General features: G+C 63.2%; 17 protein-coding genes. 12 read left to right on the top strand and 5 right to left on the bottom strand.

Annotation, left to right across the window (positions count from 1 at the left end; all coding sequences use genetic code 11):
* Positions 1 to 8: 8 nt before the first annotated feature.
* The 3 genes from ABE459_RS07850 to ABE459_RS07840 form a co-directional block, all read right to left on the bottom strand.
* Positions 9 to 398, bottom strand: coding sequence for a DUF4398 domain-containing protein (locus ABE459_RS07850; protein ID WP_125859377.1), 390 nt, complete (start codon positions 396 to 398; stop codon positions 9 to 11).
* 282 nt (positions 399 to 680) lie between these two features.
* Positions 681 to 1,178, bottom strand: coding sequence for a hotdog domain-containing protein (locus ABE459_RS07845; protein ID WP_125464778.1), 498 nt, complete (start codon positions 1,176 to 1,178; stop codon positions 681 to 683).
* Between the two features lie 57 nt (positions 1,179 to 1,235).
* The gene (locus tag ABE459_RS07840; RefSeq protein ID WP_323828619.1) at positions 1,236 to 2,618 is read right to left on the bottom strand and encodes an amino acid permease; all 1,383 of its coding nucleotides are present in this window, start codon (positions 2,616 to 2,618) and stop codon (positions 1,236 to 1,238) included.
* A gap of 254 nt (positions 2,619 to 2,872) precedes the next feature.
* Here ABE459_RS07840 and gcvA point away from each other — a divergent pair, with 254 nt between their 5' ends.
* Positions 2,873 to 3,769, top strand: coding sequence for a transcriptional regulator GcvA (gcvA, locus tag ABE459_RS07835; RefSeq protein ID WP_125859379.1), 897 nt, complete (start codon positions 2,873 to 2,875; stop codon positions 3,767 to 3,769).
* A 180-nt stretch (positions 3,770 to 3,949) separates the two neighbouring features.
* On the top strand, positions 3,950 to 5,200 hold the full coding sequence (locus ABE459_RS07830; RefSeq protein ID WP_323828617.1) for an aspartate aminotransferase family protein: 1,251 nt from the start codon (positions 3,950 to 3,952) through the stop codon (positions 5,198 to 5,200).
* A gap of 3 nt (positions 5,201 to 5,203) precedes the next feature.
* On the opposite strand, the gene ABE459_RS07825 is transcribed toward ABE459_RS07830, so the two are convergent.
* On the bottom strand, positions 5,204 to 5,506 hold the full coding sequence (locus tag ABE459_RS07825) for a hypothetical protein (protein WP_232884823.1): 303 nt from the start codon (positions 5,504 to 5,506) through the stop codon (positions 5,204 to 5,206).
* A 243-nt stretch (positions 5,507 to 5,749) separates the two neighbouring features.
* Here ABE459_RS07825 and ABE459_RS07820 point away from each other — a divergent pair, with 243 nt between their 5' ends.
* On the top strand, positions 5,750 to 6,178 hold the full coding sequence (locus ABE459_RS07820; RefSeq protein ID WP_125464783.1) for a hypothetical protein: 429 nt from the start codon (positions 5,750 to 5,752) through the stop codon (positions 6,176 to 6,178).
* A gap of 68 nt (positions 6,179 to 6,246) precedes the next feature.
* Positions 6,247 to 8,361: an elongation factor G gene (fusA, locus tag ABE459_RS07815; RefSeq protein WP_323828614.1), complete on the top strand. Its 2,115-nt coding sequence runs from the start codon at positions 6,247 to 6,249 to the stop codon at positions 8,359 to 8,361.
* Between the two features lie 58 nt (positions 8,362 to 8,419).
* Here the strand turns inward: fusA and ABE459_RS07810 are convergent, their stop codons facing one another.
* A complete protein-coding gene (locus ABE459_RS07810; protein ID WP_125464785.1) occupies positions 8,420 to 9,862 on the bottom strand; it encodes a SulP family inorganic anion transporter in 1,443 nt (480 codons plus the stop codon).
* A gap of 251 nt (positions 9,863 to 10,113) precedes the next feature.
* On the opposite strand from ABE459_RS07810, the gene ABE459_RS07805 reads away from it, so the two are divergent.
* The 8 genes from ABE459_RS07805 to nuoF all read left to right on the top strand — a co-directional run bounded on the left by ABE459_RS07805 (position 10,114) and on the right by nuoF (position 18,760).
* Entirely contained in the window at positions 10,114 to 10,878 is a 765-nt protein-coding gene (locus tag ABE459_RS07805; RefSeq protein WP_258704759.1) for a secretin N-terminal domain-containing protein, read from the top strand.
* A 499-nt stretch (positions 10,879 to 11,377) separates the two neighbouring features.
* Positions 11,378 to 12,703, top strand: a complete 1,326-nt coding sequence (gene aceA, locus ABE459_RS07800; RefSeq protein WP_023630475.1) for an isocitrate lyase — start codon at positions 11,378 to 11,380, stop codon at positions 12,701 to 12,703.
* A 191-nt stretch (positions 12,704 to 12,894) separates the two neighbouring features.
* Positions 12,895 to 13,557: a lysoplasmalogenase gene (locus ABE459_RS07795; RefSeq protein WP_258704760.1), complete on the top strand. Its 663-nt coding sequence runs from the start codon at positions 12,895 to 12,897 to the stop codon at positions 13,555 to 13,557.
* A gap of 380 nt (positions 13,558 to 13,937) precedes the next feature.
* The gene (locus ABE459_RS07790; RefSeq protein ID WP_110993934.1) at positions 13,938 to 14,351 is read left to right on the top strand and encodes an NADH-quinone oxidoreductase subunit A; all 414 of its coding nucleotides are present in this window, start codon (positions 13,938 to 13,940) and stop codon (positions 14,349 to 14,351) included.
* A gap of 9 nt (positions 14,352 to 14,360) precedes the next feature.
* On the top strand, positions 14,361 to 15,038 hold the full coding sequence (locus ABE459_RS07785) for an NADH-quinone oxidoreductase subunit B (RefSeq protein ID WP_008096180.1): 678 nt from the start codon (positions 14,361 to 14,363) through the stop codon (positions 15,036 to 15,038).
* 79 nt (positions 15,039 to 15,117) lie between these two features.
* Positions 15,118 to 16,899: an NADH-quinone oxidoreductase subunit C/D gene (gene nuoC / locus ABE459_RS07780; RefSeq protein WP_125464788.1), complete on the top strand. Its 1,782-nt coding sequence runs from the start codon at positions 15,118 to 15,120 to the stop codon at positions 16,897 to 16,899.
* Positions 16,900 to 16,901: 2 nt separating this feature from the next.
* A complete protein-coding gene (gene nuoE / locus ABE459_RS07775; protein ID WP_323828605.1) occupies positions 16,902 to 17,399 on the top strand; it encodes an NADH-quinone oxidoreductase subunit NuoE in 498 nt (165 codons plus the stop codon).
* Positions 17,396 to 18,760: an NADH-quinone oxidoreductase subunit NuoF gene (gene nuoF / locus ABE459_RS07770; RefSeq protein WP_125464789.1), complete on the top strand. Its 1,365-nt coding sequence runs from the start codon at positions 17,396 to 17,398 to the stop codon at positions 18,758 to 18,760. Before nuoE ends, nuoF begins: the two co-directional genes overlap by 4 nt.
* Positions 18,761 to 18,772: the final 12 nt, after the last annotated feature.

Here is an 18,772-nt window from a genome sequence, read left to right as displayed (position 1 = left end):
CACTTCCTTCAATGAACGGATTTGGCAGTTGGGCTGTCAGGAGCATCAAGGATCTCCTGCTTGAGCACTTCGATCCCCTTGCGGGCGACCTCCAACTGCTCTTTGGCCTTGAGCGCCTGGGCCTTGCGCTCGGCTACTCGCGCGTCTGCCCTCGCCCCTTCGGCCAGGGTGCGGGCCTGTTCGAACTTCTTCTCCCCCAAGGCCCGGTCCAGGGCGCTCATCTTGTCCTGGGCGGCGCGCATCTCCACCGGGGCATATTGGGTGGCTTCGGCGGCGACGGCGCGGTTGACCGCATTGCGGGCCAGTTCGATCTGCTCATTGGGAACAGTCACGCTGGCGCAGCCGCTCATGATCATGAGCAGGCCAACAAGCGGCAAGGTCTTGCAGTTGAAACGCATGGAATAGGCTCCTTTGATGCGCTCGCGAATCTGTGGCTACCGGCGTCGGTGACCACAGGCAGTTGATGAACAGACAGCCTGATCTGGAAGCGACGCAAGACTATTGCCACGAAGCCGACGGCCAAATAGGACTTTTCCCAACTACCCTGTCGGCTTTTTCAACAACTGCTTCGGCGTAGGCCCTATGCCTGACGGCAAAACGCCTGAACGGCGCACGCCCACGTTTGGGGCGAGCGCCGTTCAGGCGTCTACTGGCAAAAATGCTGGGTGAACGGCCTGTTGTCAGGCCTGGCCGTGTGCCTTGAGCTTGAGCTTTTCGGTGTCCACCCGCACGAACACCGAGTCGGCGGTGACAGTCAGGACATCACCCGCCCAGACCTCGCAGATGACCCGCGTCTTGCGGCCGACTTCGCCCTCCACGCGGGCCTTGAGCAACAGCTCCACGCCCATTGGGGTCGGTTTCAGGTAATTGAGCCCGAGGCTGCCGGTGACGCAATCGATACGCGGCAGGCTGCCCGCCTCGCGGCCCTCGGCGCGGTAGTGGTAGGCCATTGCGGTCCAGTTGGAGTGGCAGTCGACCAGCATGGCCAGCAAGCCGCCGTAGACCAGGCCGGGCCAGCCGATGAAGGTTTGATCCGGTGCATGCCGGCACAACAGGTGGATGCCGTCGGCATCCCAGTGGCTTTGCAGGTGCAGGCCGGAGGGGTGGGCGCTACCACAGCCGTAGCAAGTGCCGTCGGGTGCGGCGAGGGCCTGGAGGGAAAGCATCTGATCGTTCATACGCAGCCTGTGCTTGTTGGAATGGGGGCGCGAAACGCCCCCATTAAAACAGAAACATCAGGCCGTCTGCGCCACTGCACTGCCGCGCTTCTGGGTCAGCGAAACCAGCAGGATGAACAAGGTCACACCTGCGGTCATCAGCGTTTCATAGCGGTACGCATCGCTGAACAGCATGTAACCCAGGACCATCACGATGGTGCCGATCACCAGCCAGGTCAGCCACGGGAACAGCCACATCTTCAGCTCCAGCGGCCGCCCTTCACGCTCGGCACGGGCACGCATGCGCAGCTGCGAAACGGCGATCACCAGGTACACCAGCAAAGCGATGGCGCCGGTGGTCGAGAGCAGGAAGCCGAACACCTTGCCGGGGAACACATAGTTGACCAGGCAGCCAGCGAAGCCTGCCAGGGTCGAGAGGATCACCGCCACGGTCGGCACGCCAGCACCCGAGATACGCTTGGTCATGCTCAGCGCCTGGCCACGGGCGCCCAGGGAGTACAGCATCCGCGAAGCGGTGTAGAGGCCGGAGTTCATGCAACTGGTCACTGCCACCAACACCACCAGGTCAACCAGCAGCTTGGCCCCGGGCACATTGAGCACCTCGAGCACGCGCTGGAACGAACCCACGGCTTTCAAGGCTGGGTCGTTCCAGGCAACCAGCGACACCACCAGGAAGATCGACGCCAGGTAGAAGATGGCGATGCGGTACACCACCAGGTTGGTGGCGCGGCGGATCTTGTCTTTCGGGTTGGCGGTCTCGTCGGCGGCGATGGTGACGATCTCGGCGCCGAAGAACGAGAAGATGGTGATCAGCACGCCACCCAGCACGGTGCCGAAGCCGTTGGGCATGAAGCCACCGTGGTCCCACAGGCGGCTCACCCCGGAGACCTCGGCCAGCGGCCAGAAGCCGAACACAGCCAGGCTGCAGACCACGATGAAGGCAATGATCGCAACCACTTTCACCAGCGCGAACCAGTATTCGAAAGCACCGAAGTTCTTCACGCTGATCAGGTTGGTGCCCGACAGCACGACCATGATCAGGAAGGCGAACAGCCAGGACGGCACCCCGGGGAAGTAGGTGTGCAGGATGTCGGCGCCGGCAATGGCCTCGACCGGGATGATCAGCACCCAGAACCACCAGTACAGCCAGCCGATGGTAAAGCCGGCCCAAGGGCCGATGGCTTCGCTGGCATAGGTGGAGAACGAACCGCTGTTGGGGTTGGCGATGGCCATTTCGCCGAGCATGCGCATCACCAGCAGCACCAGCAGGCCGGTCATGGCGTAGGAGATGAGGATGGCCGGGCCGGCGGTGGCGATGGCGTTGGAGGAGCCGATGAACAGCCCGGCGCCGATGATGCCGGCGATGGAAATCATCGAGACCTGACGGGAAGTCAGGCCGTGTTGCAGGGAACGCTGTTTCTTATTGTTTGACGATGCCATGGGGAACCCTCGAATGGGTCGGCCGTTGCAAGGACGGCTGAAAGTTGGAGCAGAATTCAGTAAGTCGCAGGTGCTCGTTGTTGTTCTTGTAAAACGCCGGTCGTGGTTTTGCCCTCCTCTTTGCACTACCGGTTGTCATCGTTGATCCAGGTCAGTATTAATCTATAGGGACGGGTCAACAAACGACCTTTTCGAAGCACATCATTCTGTTAAGGAATGAATTCCTTCCTTTTTTGCCGGGTAGCGCCTTTGCCATGTCCAAACGCCTGATGCCATCCACCACCGCCCTGCAATGCTTCGAGGCCGCCGCCCGCCACCTGAGCTTCACCCGCGCCGCGCAGGAACTGCACCTGACCCAGAGCGCGGTCAGCAAGCAGGTGGCGCAGCTCGAGGACATGCTCGCCCACCCGCTGTTCCAGCGCATTCGCCGGCGCCTGCACCTCACCCCGGCGGGGGCGCTGTACCTCACCGAGGTGAACAAGATCCTCACCCAGATCGACATCTCCAGCCGCTACATCCTCAGCTACGGCGACGAGACCGAGGTGCTGCGCATCGCCACCCAGCCGACCTTCGGCGCACGCTGGCTGGTGCCCCGGCTCAAGGGTTTTGGCGAGCGGCACCCGCGCATCCACCTGGACATCCGCAACGAACTGGAGCCGTTCGACCTGGTGCAGGCCAAGGCCGACGTGGCGTTTTTCTTTGGCCAGGGCACCTGGCCGGGGGCGACCTGCATCGAGCTGTTCAGCGAAGCCGTGGTGCCGGTGTGCGCGCCAGCGCTGTTGGCCCGGCAGCGCATCACCTGCGCCACGGCGCTGACCGAGCACCGTCTGCTGCAGTGCGCCTCGCGCCCTGAGGCCTGGCACGAGTGGTTCCTGGGGCTGGGGCTGCACAGCCAGAACAGCTACCACGGGCCACGTTTCGACACGTTCTACCTGTGCATTCGCGCCGCCATCGCCGGCTGCGGGATTGCCCTGATCCCGCGTTACCTGGTGGCCGAGGAGCTGAGCGAAGGCAAGCTGGTGGTGGCCTGGGACCATCCGGTGCCCAGCAATGGCCGGCACTTCATGGCGCATGCCGAGCATGCGGCCGAGGTGCCGAAGGTACGGGCCTTCGTGCAATGGATTCGCGAGCGGGTGGCCGAGGGGGATTAGGGCCAATCGCGGGGCAAGCCCGCTCCCACGCCTTGAATTGTTCACAGCGTGGGAGCGAGCTTGCCCCGCGATCGCTTACATCACGAATTCATGGAATGATCGCAATCCGATAATTCGTTTGCGGAATATATCCCCGGCACGCTTCGATAGTCAGTAATTCGAACAACAGGCCGCGTGCACATGAATCAGGAAAGTATCAGCCAGTCCATCGCCATCGTTCACCCGATTACACTTTCCCATGGCCGTAATGCCGAAGTGTGGGATACCGACGGCAAACGTTATATCGACTTTGTCGGCGGCATTGGCGTGCTCAACCTGGGCCACTGCAACCCGGCAGTGGTCGAGGCGATCCAGTTGCAGGCCACGCGTCTGACCCACTATGCGTTCAACGCCGCCCCCCATGGCCCGTACCTGGAGCTGATGGAGCGCTTGCGCCAGTTCGTGCCGGTCAGTTACCCCTTGGCAGGCATGCTCACCAACAGCGGCGCGGAGGCGGCGGAAAATGCCCTGAAGGTCGCCCGTGGCGCCACCGGCAAGCGCGCCATCATCGCCTTCGACGGCGGCTTCCATGGCCGCACCCTGGCCACCCTCAACCTCAACGGCAAGGTCGCGCCCTACAAGCAACGCGTGGGCGAACTGCCCGGCCCGGTCTACCACCTGCCCTACCCCAGTGCCGACACCGGCGTCACCTGCGAGCAGGCGCTCAAGGCCATGGAGCGGCTGTTCAGCGTTGAGCTGGCGGTGGAGGACGTGGCGGCATTCATCTTCGAGCCGGTGCAGGGCGAAGGCGGCTTCCTCGCCCTGGACCCGGCATTTGCCCAGGCGCTGCGGCGCTTCTGCGACGAGCACGGGATCCTGATCATCATCGACGAGATCCAGTCGGGCTTCGGCCGTACCGGGCAACGCTTTGCATTCCCTCGCCTGGGCATAGAGCCCGACTTGCTGCTGCTGGCCAAGAGCATCGCTGGCGGCATGCCGCTGGGCGCGGTGGTCGGTCGCAGGGAAATCATCGATGCGCTGCCCAAGGGCGGGCTGGGTGGCACCTACTCGGGCAACCCGATCGCCTGTGCAGCGGCACTGGCGAGCCTGGCGCAGATGACCGATGCCAACCTCGCCACCTGGGGCGAGCGCCAGGAACAGGCCATCGTCGCGCGCCATGCGCGCTGGAAAACCTCAGGGGTGTGCGCTGCGCTCGGGCGCCTGACCGGCACCGGCGCCATGCGCGGCATCGAACTGCTCAATGCCGACGGCAGCCCGGCGCCAGCGGCGCTGGCCAAGGTGCTGGAAGCGGCGCGTAGCAAGGGCCTGCTGCTGATGCCAAGCGGCAAGGCGCGGCACATCATCCGCCTGCTGGCACCGCTGACCATCGAGCCACAGGTGCTCGAGGAAGGGCTGGATATCCTCGAGCAGTGCCTGACGGAACTCGGCTGAGGCTTACAGCCCGAGTTCTTCGGGGGTAGGCATGTCGCATTCGAAGGCGATCCAGCCGCCTTCGAGTTCGGCGTGGCCGTTGACGATCAGGCCGTAGTAGCTCAGGCCGTTCTCCAGGGTGACGCAGATGTGCGTGGCGCCTTTTTCGGGGGCCGCGAGCGTGCCGACGAAATGCACTTTCTTCAGCACCTCGGTCACCGCCTCGAGGCCCACGCGCATGTTGGTGTTTTCCGAGGCCTCGGTGTCGCCCCCACGGTCTTCGGCGCTGACGGTCACGGTGGCGATGTAGGGGTACTTGGTGCTCAAGCGGGGTTACCTCAACAGGTGTATTAGGCGTATGGGCGCGTAGAGTACGGCAGGCGGCCCTTGTTGTCTCTAATGGCCTCTTCGCGGGTAAATCGGGGCGCCGAACCGCCGCTCCCACAGCGATACGACATCCCTGTGGGAGCGGGTTGACCCGCGAAGAGGCCTGGCCTGCAACAGGTGATCTGGATGCCCCGATCTGTTAGGGTGCCCGCCGATGCACGCCACACCACGCGAGGATACCGAGTGAGCGCAGAACTTCCCCTGATCGCCGACCTGTTCGAGGTCGACAAACGCCTGACCCTCAAGCCCGTCGTGGACTTCAACAGCTACCTGCGCAACGCCTTCGCCGACGGCGCCTGCCGCTGCCATCGCTGCGTAGAGGGCAACGGCGACGAAAGCAGCTACAGCCACCGCCACACCTTCGAACTGGAAGGCCGCACGGTGAATCGCCGCTTCGCCAACACCGCCGGCAGTGACGTGCTGCTGGTGCTGAAGAAAGCCTGGCTGTCCTACACCAAGAACGACCTGGTCACCGTCGGCACTCTGGACATGACCACCCTCAAGTCCTTCACCGAGGCCAGCCTGCACGCCCGCCTGCTGGCCCTGCTGCCGGCCAGCGGCCTGGCCCGGGAAGTCGACGGCCAGTGGCAGTTGCAAGTGCTCGCCGACTGACGGCCTGCCACGGCAGGATTCTCCCGCTCTGCTAAGTTGGGAGAACCCTCACCCGCAGGTGACCCGCCATGGCCCGCACGACCCCCATCGAGCTGTACCGCAATATCGGCATCGTCGCCCACGTCGATGCCGGCAAGACCACCACCACCGAGCGGATCCTGTTCTACACCGGGGTCAACCACAAGATGGGCGAGGTGCACGACGGCGCCGCGACCATGGACTGGATGGCCCAGGAGCAGGAGCGCGGCATCACCATCACCTCGGCGGCCACCACCGCGTTCTGGCAAGGCTCGACCAAGCAGTTCGAGCACAAGTACCGCTTCAACATCATCGACACCCCCGGCCACGTCGACTTCACCATCGAGGTGGAGCGCTCGTTGCGCGTGCTCGATGGCGCGGTGGTGGTGTTCAGCGGCGCTGATGGCGTCGAGCCGCAGTCCGAGACCGTCTGGCGCCAGGCCAACAAGTACCATGTGCCGCGCCTGGCCTATATCAACAAGATGGACCGGCAAGGCGCCGACTTTCTGCGCGTGGTGAAGCAGATCGACCAGCGCCTGGGCCACCACCCGGTGCCGATCCAGTTGGCCATCGGCAGCGAGGAGAACTTCATCGGCCAGATCGACCTGGTGAAGATGAAGGCCATCTACTGGAACGACGCCGACAACGGCACCAGTTACCGCGAAGAAGCGATCCCCGCGGAGCTGCAGGCCCTGGCCGACGAATGGCGGGCCCACATGATCGAGGCGGCGGCGGATGCCAGCGAAGAGCTGACCCTGAAGTTCCTCGACGGCGAGGAGTTCACCACCGAGGAAATCAAGGCAGCCCTGCGCAAACGCACCATCGCCAATGAAATCGTGCCGACCATCCTCGGCTCGTCGTTCAAGAACAAGGGCGTGCCATTGATGCTCGACGCGGTGATCGACTACCTGCCCGCCCCGTCCGAAATCCCGGCGATCAAGGGCACCGACCCGGACGATGAAGAGAAGCACCTTGAACGCCACGCTGACGACAAGGAGCCGTTCTCGGCCCTGGCCTTCAAGATCGCCACCGACCCGTTCGTCGGCACCCTGACCTTCGCCCGGGTGTATTCGGGGGTGCTCAGCTCCGGCAATGCGGTGCTCAACTCGGTCAAGGGCAAGAAGGAACGCATCGGCCGCATGGTGCAGATGCACGCCAACCAGCGTGCCGAGATCAAGGATGTGTGCGCCGGCGACATCGCCGCGCTGATCGGCATGAAGGACGTGACCACCGGCGACACCCTGTGCGACATGGACAAGCCGATCATCCTCGAACGCATGGACTTCCCTGACCCGGTGATCTCCCAGGCGGTCGAACCCAAAACCAAGGGCGACCAGGAAAAAATGGGCATCGCCCTGAGCAAGCTGGCCCAGGAAGACCCGTCGTTCCGGGTCAAGACCGATGAGGAAACCGGGCAGACCATCATCTCCGGCATGGGTGAGCTGCACCTGGACATCATCATCGACAGGATGCGCCGCGAGTTCAACGTCGAGGCCAACATCGGCAAGCCGCAGGTGGCCTACCGCGAGAAGATCCGCAACACCTGCGAGATCGAAGGCCGCTTCGTGCGCCAGTCCGGCGGGCGCGGCCAGTATGGCCACTGCTGGATTCGCTTTGCCCCGGGCGACGAGGGCAAGGAAGGGCTGGAGTTCATCAACGAGATCGTCGGCGGCGTGGTGCCACGTGAATACATCCCGGCAATCCAGAAAGGCATCGAGGAGCAGATGAAGAACGGCGTGCTGGCCGGCTACCCGCTGATCAGCCTGAAGGCGGCGGTGTTCGACGGCTCGTACCACGATGTCGACTCCAACGAGATGGCCTACAAGATCGCCGCCTCGATGGCCACCAAGCAGTTGTCGCAGAAAGGCGGCGCGGTGTTGCTCGAGCCGGTGATGAAGGTCGAGGTGGTGACGCCCGAGGAGTATCAGGGCGACATCATGGGCGACCTGAGCCGGCGCCGCGGGATGATCCAGGACGGTGACGAGACCCCGGCCGGCAAGGTCATCCGGGCCGAGGTGCCACTGGGCGAGATGTTCGGCTACGCCACCTCGATGCGCTCGATGACCCAGGGCCGGGCCAGCTACACCATGGAGTTCACCCGCTATGCCGAGGCACCGGCGAGCATTGCCGACAGCATCGTGAAGAAGAGCCGCGGAGAGTCCTGAGGCGAGTGCTGCGCACTCGATTTACCCGCGAATGCGTCAGGTCAGGCAGCGCTGCTTGTCAGTGCTGCTCACCCGCCCGCTTCAGCAGCTTCTTGCAACGCTCGGACAGATGCACCACCCGCAACTGCTTCCCAGCCTTGGCATACCGCTCGCGCAAGGTCTTGAGCGCCGCGATCGCCGAATAATCGACAAAGCTCAAATGCTGACAATCCAAGGTCACCTGGGCCGGATCACCGACCGGGTCGAACTGATTGAGAAACGGCGTGGTCGAGGCGAAGAACAGCGTCCCATGCACCTGGTAATGCTTGTCGCCCGCCGCATCCACATGGCTGTCGGCGTACAGCTCACGCGCATGCTGCCAGGCGAAGTTGATCGCGGCGATGACGATACCGAACATCACCGCCATGGCCAGGTCGGTGAACACCGTCACTACCGTTACCGCAACGATCGCCAGCACATCGCTCGCCGGCACTTTGCGCAGCACCCGCAACGAGGCCCAGGCGAAGGTCTGCTGGGCCACCACGAACATCACCCCGACCAGAGCCGCCAGCGGAATACGCTCGATCAACGGCGAAAGGAACAGCACGAACAGCAGGATCATCACCCCAGCCACCACCCCCGACAGCCGCCCACGGCCGTTGGAGCTGAGGTTGATCACGGTCTGGCCGATCATCGCGCAGCCGCCCATGCCGCCGCACAGGCCCGAGACCATGTTGGCCGCCCCCAACGCCACGCACTCGCGGTCCGGGTAGCCACGGCTCTCGGTGACTTCGTCGGTGAGGTTGAGGGTAAGCAGGGTTTCCAGCAGGCCGACCATGGCCATCAGCAGCGCATAGGGCGCGATGATCTTCAGTGTCTCGAGGTTCCACGGCACGTCCGGCAAGGCCAGTTGCGGCAAGCCGCCGGCAATGTGCGCCATGTCGCCGAGGGTGCGGGTGGGCAAGCCGAACAGGTACACCAGCAGGCCGACGCCGAGGATCGCCACCAACGCCGGTGGCACCGCGCGGGTCAGTTTGGGCAGTATGTAGACCACCAGCATGGTCAGGGCCACCAGGCCGATCATCAGGTACAGCGGCGTGCCACTGAGCCAGCGCTCACCCTCTTTGAAGTGCTCCAACTGGGCCAGGGCGATGACGATGGCCAGGCCATTGACGAAACCGAGCATGACCGGGTACGGCACCAGGCGCACCAGCTTGCCCAGGCGCAGCACGCCGAACAGGATCATCACCACCCCGCCCAGCAGGACCGTGGCCAGCAGGTATTGGGCGCCGTGCTGCACCACCAAAGCGACGATCACCACCGCCATCGAGCCGGCGGCGCCGGAGATCATCCCCGGGCGGCCGCCGAACAGCGCGGTCAGGGTACAGATGATGAACGCGCCGTACAGGCCCATCAGCGGATTGAGGTGGGCCACCAGGGCAAAAGCGATGCACTCGGGCACCAGGGCGAACGAGGTGGTGAGGCCGGCGAGCAGGTCGGCGCGTAGGCGAGCGGGTTTCATGGGGGGCCTGTACAGGAAGTTAAGGCAGCACGCCCCTGCCCTGTGGGAGCAGGTTTACCCGCGAATGCGATGGGGCATTCCCTGACGCTTTCGCGGGTAAACCCGCTCCCACAGGACATGTGTTGCCTTGAGGGGCGAGACTGAAATTTGGGGGCGATGTTACGTAAATTGACTGACAGCGGCCAGCAACAGCCGCAACCTTTCACACCCCTGTGATCCAGGCCCGGCAAGATGCCGACAAATTTGCCATCATGTTCACTCCACCCGCGGAGATCATGGACATGCCGCTACGCCCCCTCCTTGCCTCGCTGCTGCTGGCCGCCAGCCTGACCGCCCAGGCCGCCACCGAGGTCATCCCCCTGCAACACCGCAGCAGCGCCGAGCTGCTGCCCGCCGCCCAGTCGTTCCTGGGCAAGGACGGTAGCGTCAGCTCCTTCGAGGACAAGCTGATCGTCAATGCCAGCCAGGAACGCATCGACGACCTGCGCACCCTGCTGCAACAACTGGATACCGCGCCCAAGCGCCTGCTGATCAGCGTCGACAACAACGACAGCAACTTCCAGGACAACCGCGGCAATGCGCGGGTAATCCAATACGGCACGGCCAACCGCGAAGGCGGCCTGCAGCAGATCCAGGCCAGTGAAGGGCAACCGGCGCTGATCCAGGTCGGCCAGAGCATCCCCATCACCAGCACCTCCACCGACGGCTACGGGCGTATCCAGAGCGACACGCAATACCGCAATGTCACCCAGGGTTTCTACGTCACCCCACGCCTGACCGGTGACACCGTACGCCTGCAAATCAGCACCAATAACGACCGAATGAGCCAGGAACGTGCCGATGTAGTGAAAGTGCAAAGCACCGACACAACGGTCACCGGCAGGTTGGGTGAATGGATCACACTGGCAGGCTACAACCAGGACAGCCAGGCCGAGCGCAGTGCGTCAAGCCTCAGCTACAGCACCCAGCGTGGGGAAAATATGACTTTGCGTGTCAAAGTCGACCTTCTTGACTGATCCCAGGCAATTCAAGGCCTCGACCAAAGGCCTTGAAACTGACCAGCAAGTCGCATTAGACCAAAGATGTAGTAACCAGAAAAAAGCACTACAAAATCGTTGACAGGCACTTTTTGGCAAAGGCATGATGGCCTCGCTCCCGCTAATCAGAGGCCCTGGCAAGGGTCTTCGGAGCGCCCTGCACACCACCAGCGCAGGCGCTTCGTGTCCATACGGCCCACAAGGCGGTTCGACGGGATTGCGACTGCAACGAAGAAGTTGTCCCGAGGGACGGAAGCGCATCACCGCAGTCATCAGCAATCGCGTAGCACCGCAGCACGGCATCCACGAGCCAACCTGCAGCGCACGCCTTCGCCCGGCCTGCACACCCTTCCCCCTTCGAGCCTTCTGCGTTCGCCGCCGCACTCCCCCGAACAGGACAGCCGCCCGGCCCTCTGAGCCGCGTTTGTCGAGCATCAGCACAATTACACTCAAGATCGATGCGACGAGGTTTATTTCCATGGCACTGACACGCGAACAGCAAATTGCAGCCCTCGAGAAAGACTGGGCCGAAAACCCGCGCTGGAAAGGCGTGACCCGTACCTACACCGCCGCTGATGTCGTTCGCCTGCGTGGCTCGCTGCAACCGGAGCACACCCTGGCTCGCCAGGGCGCAGAGAAACTGTGGAAGCTGGTCACCCAAGGTGCCCACCCGTCCTTCCGCCCAGAAAAAGATTTCGTCAACTGCATGGGCGCCCTGACCGGTGGCCAGGCAGTGCAGCAAGTCAAAGCCGGCATCCAGGCCATCTACCTGTCCGGCTGGCAGGTTGCCGCCGACAACAACTCGGCCGAATCGATGTACCCCGACCAGTCGCTGTACCCGGTCGACTCGGTGCCGACCGTGGTCAAGCGCATCAACAACTCGTTCCGTCGCGCCGACCAGATCCAGTGGAAAGCCGGCAAGAACCCAGGCGACGAGGGCTACATCGACTACTTCGCGCCGATCGTGGCTGACGCCGAAGCCGGTTTCGGCGGCGTACTGAACGCCTACGAACTGATGAAGAACATGATCGAAGCGGGCGCCGCCGGCGTGCACTTCGAAGACCAGCTGGCCTCGGTGAAAAAATGCGGCCACATGGGCGGCAAGGTACTGGTACCGACCCAGGAAGCCGTACAGAAGCTGGTGGCTGCCCGCCTGGCCGCCGACGTTGCCGGTGTACCGACCATCATCCTGGCCCGTACCGACGCCAACGCCGCCGACCTGCTGACCAGCGACTGCGACCCGTACGACCAGCCGTTCGTGATCGGCGACCGTACCCGTGAAGGCTTCTACAAGGTCCGCGCCGGCCTCGACCAGGCCATCTCCCGCGGCCTGGCCTACGCGCCGTATGCCGACCTGATCTGGTGCGAAACCGCCAAGCCGGACCTGGACGAAGCCCGTCGCTTCGCCGAAGCGATCAAGAAGGAATACCCGGACCAGCTGCTGTCGTACAACTGCTCGCCTTCCTTCAACTGGAAGAAGAACCTGGACGACGCCACCATCGCCAAGTTCCAGCGCGAACTGTCGGCCATGGGCTACAAGCACCAGTTCATCACCCTGGCCGGCATCCACAACATGTGGCACGGCATGTTCAACCTGGCGCACGACTACGCCCGCAACGACATGACCGCCTACGTGAAGCTGCAGGAGCAGGAATTCGCCGATGCCAGCAAAGGCTACACCTTCGTGGCGCACCAGCAGGAAGTGGGCACCGGCTACTTCGACGACATGACCACCGTGATCCAGGGTGGCGCTTCGTCGGTGACCGCACTGACCGGTTCGACCGAGGAAGAGCAGTTCCACTGAGTTTGGTGAACTGTTGAGCAAGGCCCGGAATCCGCGAGGATCCCGGGCCTTCTTCATTTTCAGGCCAAGCACTACCCCCTGTAGGAGCGGCCTTGTGTCGCGAAAGGGCCGCTCCTACAGGGGTTGCGTCGTTTCAGCAAAGTTGCAGATCAGGTCTATCCTTGTGGCAGCCCAGCCAGCAAGGACCGCCCATGCCCCGTCCAAGCCACCTGATCCTGATCGCCGTCGCAGCCGCTGCCCTCTATCTATATGCACTGGCCTGCGACAACACCCTGCTCGGCCTGCTGGTCAAACCCATTCCGGTACTGGCCCTGATCGCCTGGCTGAGCACCACGCCCGCCACCCCCTACCGTCGCTGGATCATGCTCGGCCTGGCCTTCTCGGTACTCGGCGACATCCTCCTGGCCATCCCCCGCGACCTGTTCGTGTTCGGCCTGGCCGCGTTCCTGTGCGCTCACCTCGCCTACCTGCGCGGTTACTGCAGCCTGACCCAGCGCCCGGCCTATCCCTCACTGGCACTCGCACTGCTGGTAGGCGGCTCGCTGTTCGGCCTGCTCGCCAGCCACGGCCTGGGCCCACTGCTGATCCCGGTGGCGCTGTATGCCCTGGCGATCGGCTGCATGCTCTGGCGCGCCCTGGCCTGTGGTGGCGTCGCGGCACTGGGCGCTTGCGCCTTTGTATTCTCCGACAGCCTGATCGGCATCGACCGCTTCGTCAGCCCGTTTGCCGCCGCGCAATACCTGATCATCCTGCTCTACTGGCTCGGCCAGTGGCTGATCACCGCCTCGGTCATTCGTGCCCCAAGCTCCGAACCATTGACCCAGAGCGGTACGCGCGAGCTTGGAAGCTGTTAGAACGAGCATTTTTCGCATTTGCAAGTGGCGAGGCCGCCCAATGAACTTTGCAAGGCTCAGAACTGCTAAATCAATACAGCTCAATCCAAATGATATTAATTATCATTACACAACTAAGTCGTCATTACGCCGGGTAAGAAACATAATTAACAAAACCGCACGCAATGCCCGAAACTCAAGGGTTTCAGCCAGTTACGAACGGTTTTTGTTCTTAAACCTACGAATAAATTTGCAACGGAAATTTTACTTGCACCGGGTTTACCCATAAAATCAGCGCGATTGATTCAGCTGCGACATTTGGTCACTGCGCCTGCGACACCGCGTCGCCGCTCTACTTATTTCAGACTTCAGAGCTGGGTCTCTGTATAAGGATTTCTAGCATGTCCGATTCGGCAGGACTCATGGCCCACAACTGGGGCTTTGCCATCTTCCTCCTGGGTGTCGTCGGCCTGTGCGCCTTCATGCTCGGCCTGTCCAGCCTGCTCGGTAGCAAGGCCTGGGGTCGCGCCAAGAACGAACCCTTCGAATCCGGCATGCTGCCCGTCGGCAGCGCTCGCCTGCGCCTGTCCGCCAAATTCTATCTGGTCGCGATGCTGTTCGTGATCTTCGATATCGAAGCCCTCTTCCTGTATGCATGGTCTGTGTCCGTCCGCGAAAGCGGCTGGACCGGATTCGTCGAAGCACTCGTTTTCATAGCAATTCTGTTGGCAGGTCTTGTCTACCTATGGCGCGTCGGGGCGCTCGATTGGGCTCCCGAAGGTCGCCGCAAGCGGCAAGCGAAGCTGAAACAATGAGGCTTTGGCATGCAATACAATCTCACCAGAATCGATCCGGATGCGCCCAACGAGCAGTACCCGGTCGGTGAACGGGAAACCGTCACCGATCAGCTGCTAGAGGACCAGGTCCACAAGAACATCTACATGGGGAAACTCGAAGATGTGCTGCGTGGCGCGGTCAACTGGGGTCGCAAGAACTCCCTCTGGCCGTACAACTTCGGCCTGTCCTGCTGCTACGTGGAAATGACCACGGCCTTCACGGCGCCCCACGACATCGCCCGCTTCGGCGCCGAAGTCATCCGGGCCTCGCCGCGCCAGGCCGACTTCATGGTCATCGCCGGTACCTGCTTCGTGAAGATGGCGCCGATCATCCAGCGCCTGTACGAGCAGATGCTTGAGCCCAAGTGGGTCATCTCCATGGGTTCGTGCGCCAACTCCGGCGGCATGTACGACATCTACTCGGTCGTTCAAGGGGTCGACAAGTTCCTCCCCGTGGACGTGTACGTGCCTGGCTGCCCGCCGCGCCCCGAAGCATTCCTGCAAGGCTTGATGCTGCTGCAGGAGTCGATCGGCCAGGAGCGACGCCCGCTTTCCTGGGTTGTCGGCGATCAAGGCATTTACCGTGCCGAGATGCCTGCCCAGAAAGACCTGCGTCGCGAACAGCGTATCGCGGTAACCAACCTGCGCAGCCCCGACGAAGTCTGATCCAGCGACCTGCCGCCCGCTCCCCCAGGAGCCGGCGGCCTGGCTTCATTCTTAACGTTGACCCAAAGCGACCGAGACCATGACAGCGGACAACGCTATTTATATTCCGCCTTACAAGGCTGACGACCAGGATGTGGTCGTCGAACTGCACAACCGATTCGGCGCCGACGCTTTCGTCGCCCAGGAAACCCGCACCGGCATGCCGGTACTGTGGGTCAAGCGTGCCCAGCTCAAAGAAATCCTGACCTTCCTGCGCAACGTCGCCAAGCCGTACAGCATGCTGTACGACCTGCACGGCGTGGACGAGCGCCTGCGCACCCAGCGCCGCGGCCTGCCGGCTGCCGACTTCAGCGTGTTCTACCACCTGCTGTCGATCGAACGTAACAGCGACGTGATGATCAAGGTGTCGCTGAGCGAAGGCGACCTCAACCTGCCCACCGTCACCGGTATCTGGCCCAACGCCAACTGGTACGAGCGTGAAGTGTGGGACATGTTCGGCATCGACTTCGCCGGCCACCCGCACCTGACCCGCATCATGATGCCGCCGACCTGGGAAGGTCACCCGCTGCGCAAGGACTTCCCGGCCCGGGCCACCGAGTTCGACCCCTACAGCCTCACGCTCGCCAAGCAACAGCTTGAAGAAGAGTCGGCGCGCTTCAACCCCGAAGCCTGGGGCATGAAGCGTTCGGGCGCCAACGAAGACTACATGTTCCTCAACCTTGGCCCGAACCACCCGTCCGCCCACGGTGCCTTCCGTATCGTCCTGCAGCTGGACGGCGAAGAGATCGTCGACTGCGTCCCGGACATCGGCTACCACCACCGTGGCGCCGAGAAGATGGCCGAGCGCCAGTCCTGGCACAGCTTCATCCCCTACACCGACCGTATCGACTACCTCGGCGGGGTGATGAACAACCTGCCGTACGTAATGGCGGTAGAGAAGCTGGCCGGCATCCAGGTGCCGCAGAAAGTCGACGTGATTCGCATCATGCTCGCCGAGTTCTTCCGCATCACCAGCCACCTGCTGTTCCTGGGTACCTACATCCAGGACGTCGGCGCCATGACCCCGGTGTTCTTCACCTTCACCGACCGCCAGCGTGCCTACACCGTGATCGAGGCGATCACCGGTTTCCGCCTGCACCCGGCCTGGTACCGCATTGGTGGCGTGGCCCACGACCTGCCGCGCGGCTGGGACAAGCTGGTCAAGGACTTCGTCGAATGGCTGCCCAAGCGCCTGGACGAATACACCAAGGCTGCCCTGCAGAACAGCATCCTCAAAGGCCGTACCATCGGCGTCGCCGCCTACAACACCAAAGAGGCCCTGGAATGGGGCACCACCGGTGCCGGCCTGCGTGCCACCGGTTGCGACTTCGACCTGCGTAAAGCCCGCCCCTACTCCGGCTACGAGAACTTCGAGTTCGAAGTACCGCTGGCCCACAACGGCGATGCCTACGATCGCTGCATGGTCCGTGTCGAGGAGATGCGCCAGAGTATCCGCATCATCGACCAGTGCATGCGCAACATGCCGGAAGGCCCGTACAAGGCGGATCACCCGCTGACCACGCCGCCGCCGAAAGAGCGCACCCTGCAGCACATCGAGACCCTGATCACGCACTTCCTGCAAGTCTCGTGGGGCCCGGTCATGCCGGCCAACGAGTCGTTCCAGATGATCGAGGCGACCAAGGGCATCAACAGTTACTACCTGACGAGCGATGGCGGCACCATGAGCTACCGCACCCGAATCCGTACCCCGAGCTACCCGCACCTGCAGCAGATCCCTTCGGTGATCAAGGGCAGCATGGTCGCGGACCTGATCGCGTACCTGGGCAGTATCGACTTCGTTATGGCTGACGTGGACCGCTAAGCATGAATAGCACGCTTATCCAAACCGACCGTTTCGCCCTGAGCGAAACCGAGCGCTCGGCCATCGAGCACGAGATGCACCACTACGAGGACCCGCGCGCGGCGTCCATCGAAGCCCTCAAGATCGTCCAGAAAGAGCGTGGCTGGGTGCCGGACGGCGCCATCTACGCCATCGGCGAAGTGCTGGGCATCCCTGCCAGCGACGTCGAGGGTGTGGCCACCTTCTACAGCCAGATCTTCCGCCAGCCGGTTGGCCGCCACATCATCCGTGTGTGCGACAGCATGGTCTGCTACATCGGCGGCCACGAGTCCGTGGTCAGCCAGATCCAGAGCGAGCTGGGCATCGGCCTCGGCCAGACCACCTCCGACGGGCGTTTCACCCTGCTGCCGGTGTGCTGCCTGGGTAACTGCGACAAGGCCCCGGCGCTGATGATCGACGACGACACCTTTGGCGACGTGCAACCTGCCGGCGTCAGCAAGCTGCTGGAGGGTTACGTATGACCATCACTTCCTTCGGCCCGGCCAACCGCATTGCGCGCAGCGCCGAAACCCACCCGCTGACCTGGCGCCTGCGTGACGACGGCGAGCCGGTCTGGCTGGCCGAGTACGAGTCCAAGAACGGCTATGCCGCCGCGCGCAAGGCGCTGGCCGACATGTCCGCCGACGACATCGTGCAGAGCGTCAAGGACTCCGGCCTCAAGGGCCGTGGCGGCGCAGGCTTCCCCACTGGCGTGAAGTGGGGCCTGATGCCCAAAGACGAATCCATGAACATCCGCTACCTGCTGTGCAACGCGGATGAAATGGAGCCCAACACCTGGAAAGACCGCATGCTGATGGAGCAACAGCCCCATCTGCTGGTCGAAGGCATGCTGATCAGCGCCCGCGCGCTGAAGGCCTACCGCGGTTACATCTTCCTGCGTGGCGAATACACCACCGCGGCGAAGAACCTCAACCGCGCCATCGATGAAGCCAAGGCCGCGGGCCTTCTGGGCAAGAACATCCTCGGTTCGGGCTTCGACTTCGAGCTGTTCGTGCACACCGGTGCCGGGCGCTACATCTGCGGTGAAGAAACCGCGCTGATCAACTCCCTCGAAGGCCGCCGCGCCAACCCGCGCTCCAAGCCGCCCTTCCCTGCCGCCGTCGGCGTGTGGGGCAAGCCGACCTGCGTGAACAACGTCGAGACCCTGTGCAACGTGCCGGCCATCGTCGCCAACGGCAACGACTGGTACAAGTCGCTGGCCCGTGAAGGCAGCGAAGACCACGGCACCAAGCTGATGGGCTTCTCCGGCAAGGTGAAGAACCCTGGCCTGTGGGAGCTGCCGTTCGGCGTCACCGCCCGCGAGCTGTTCGAAGACTACGCCGGTGGCATGCGCGACGGCTTCAAGCTCAAGTGCTGGCAGCCAGGCGGCGCCGGTACCGGCTTCCTGCTGCCCGAGCACCTCGATGCGCAGATGTACGCCGGTGGCATCGCCAAGGTCGGCACCCGTATGGGTACGGGCCTGGCCATGGCGGTGGACGACAGCGTCAACATGGTTTCGCTGCTGCGCAACATGGAAGAGTTCTTCGCCCGCGAATCGTGCGGCTGGTGCACCCCATGCCGTGACGGCCTGCCGTGGAGCGTGAAGATGCTGCGCGCCCTGGAGAATGGCCAGGGCCGCGCCGAAGACATCGAGACCCTGCTGGGTCTGGTCAACTTCCTCGGCCCAGGCCGCACCTTCTGTGCTCACGCACCAGGTGCCGTCGAGCCATTGGGCAGTGCCATCAAATACTTCCGGTCCGAGTTCGAGGCCGGTGTCGCCCCAGCATCCGCTGCCGACACCCTGCGCCCTAACCTGGCCAAGCCGATCGTGGTCGGCGCATAACAAGATGAATAA

The organism is Pseudomonas sp. TWI923 (assembly GCF_039673365.1).
Lineage (GTDB): Bacteria > Pseudomonadota > Gammaproteobacteria > Pseudomonadales > Pseudomonadaceae > Aquipseudomonas > Aquipseudomonas sichuanensis.
Note: the sequence above shows the minus strand (reverse complement) of the source record. Positions and strands in the feature narration are given on the sequence as shown.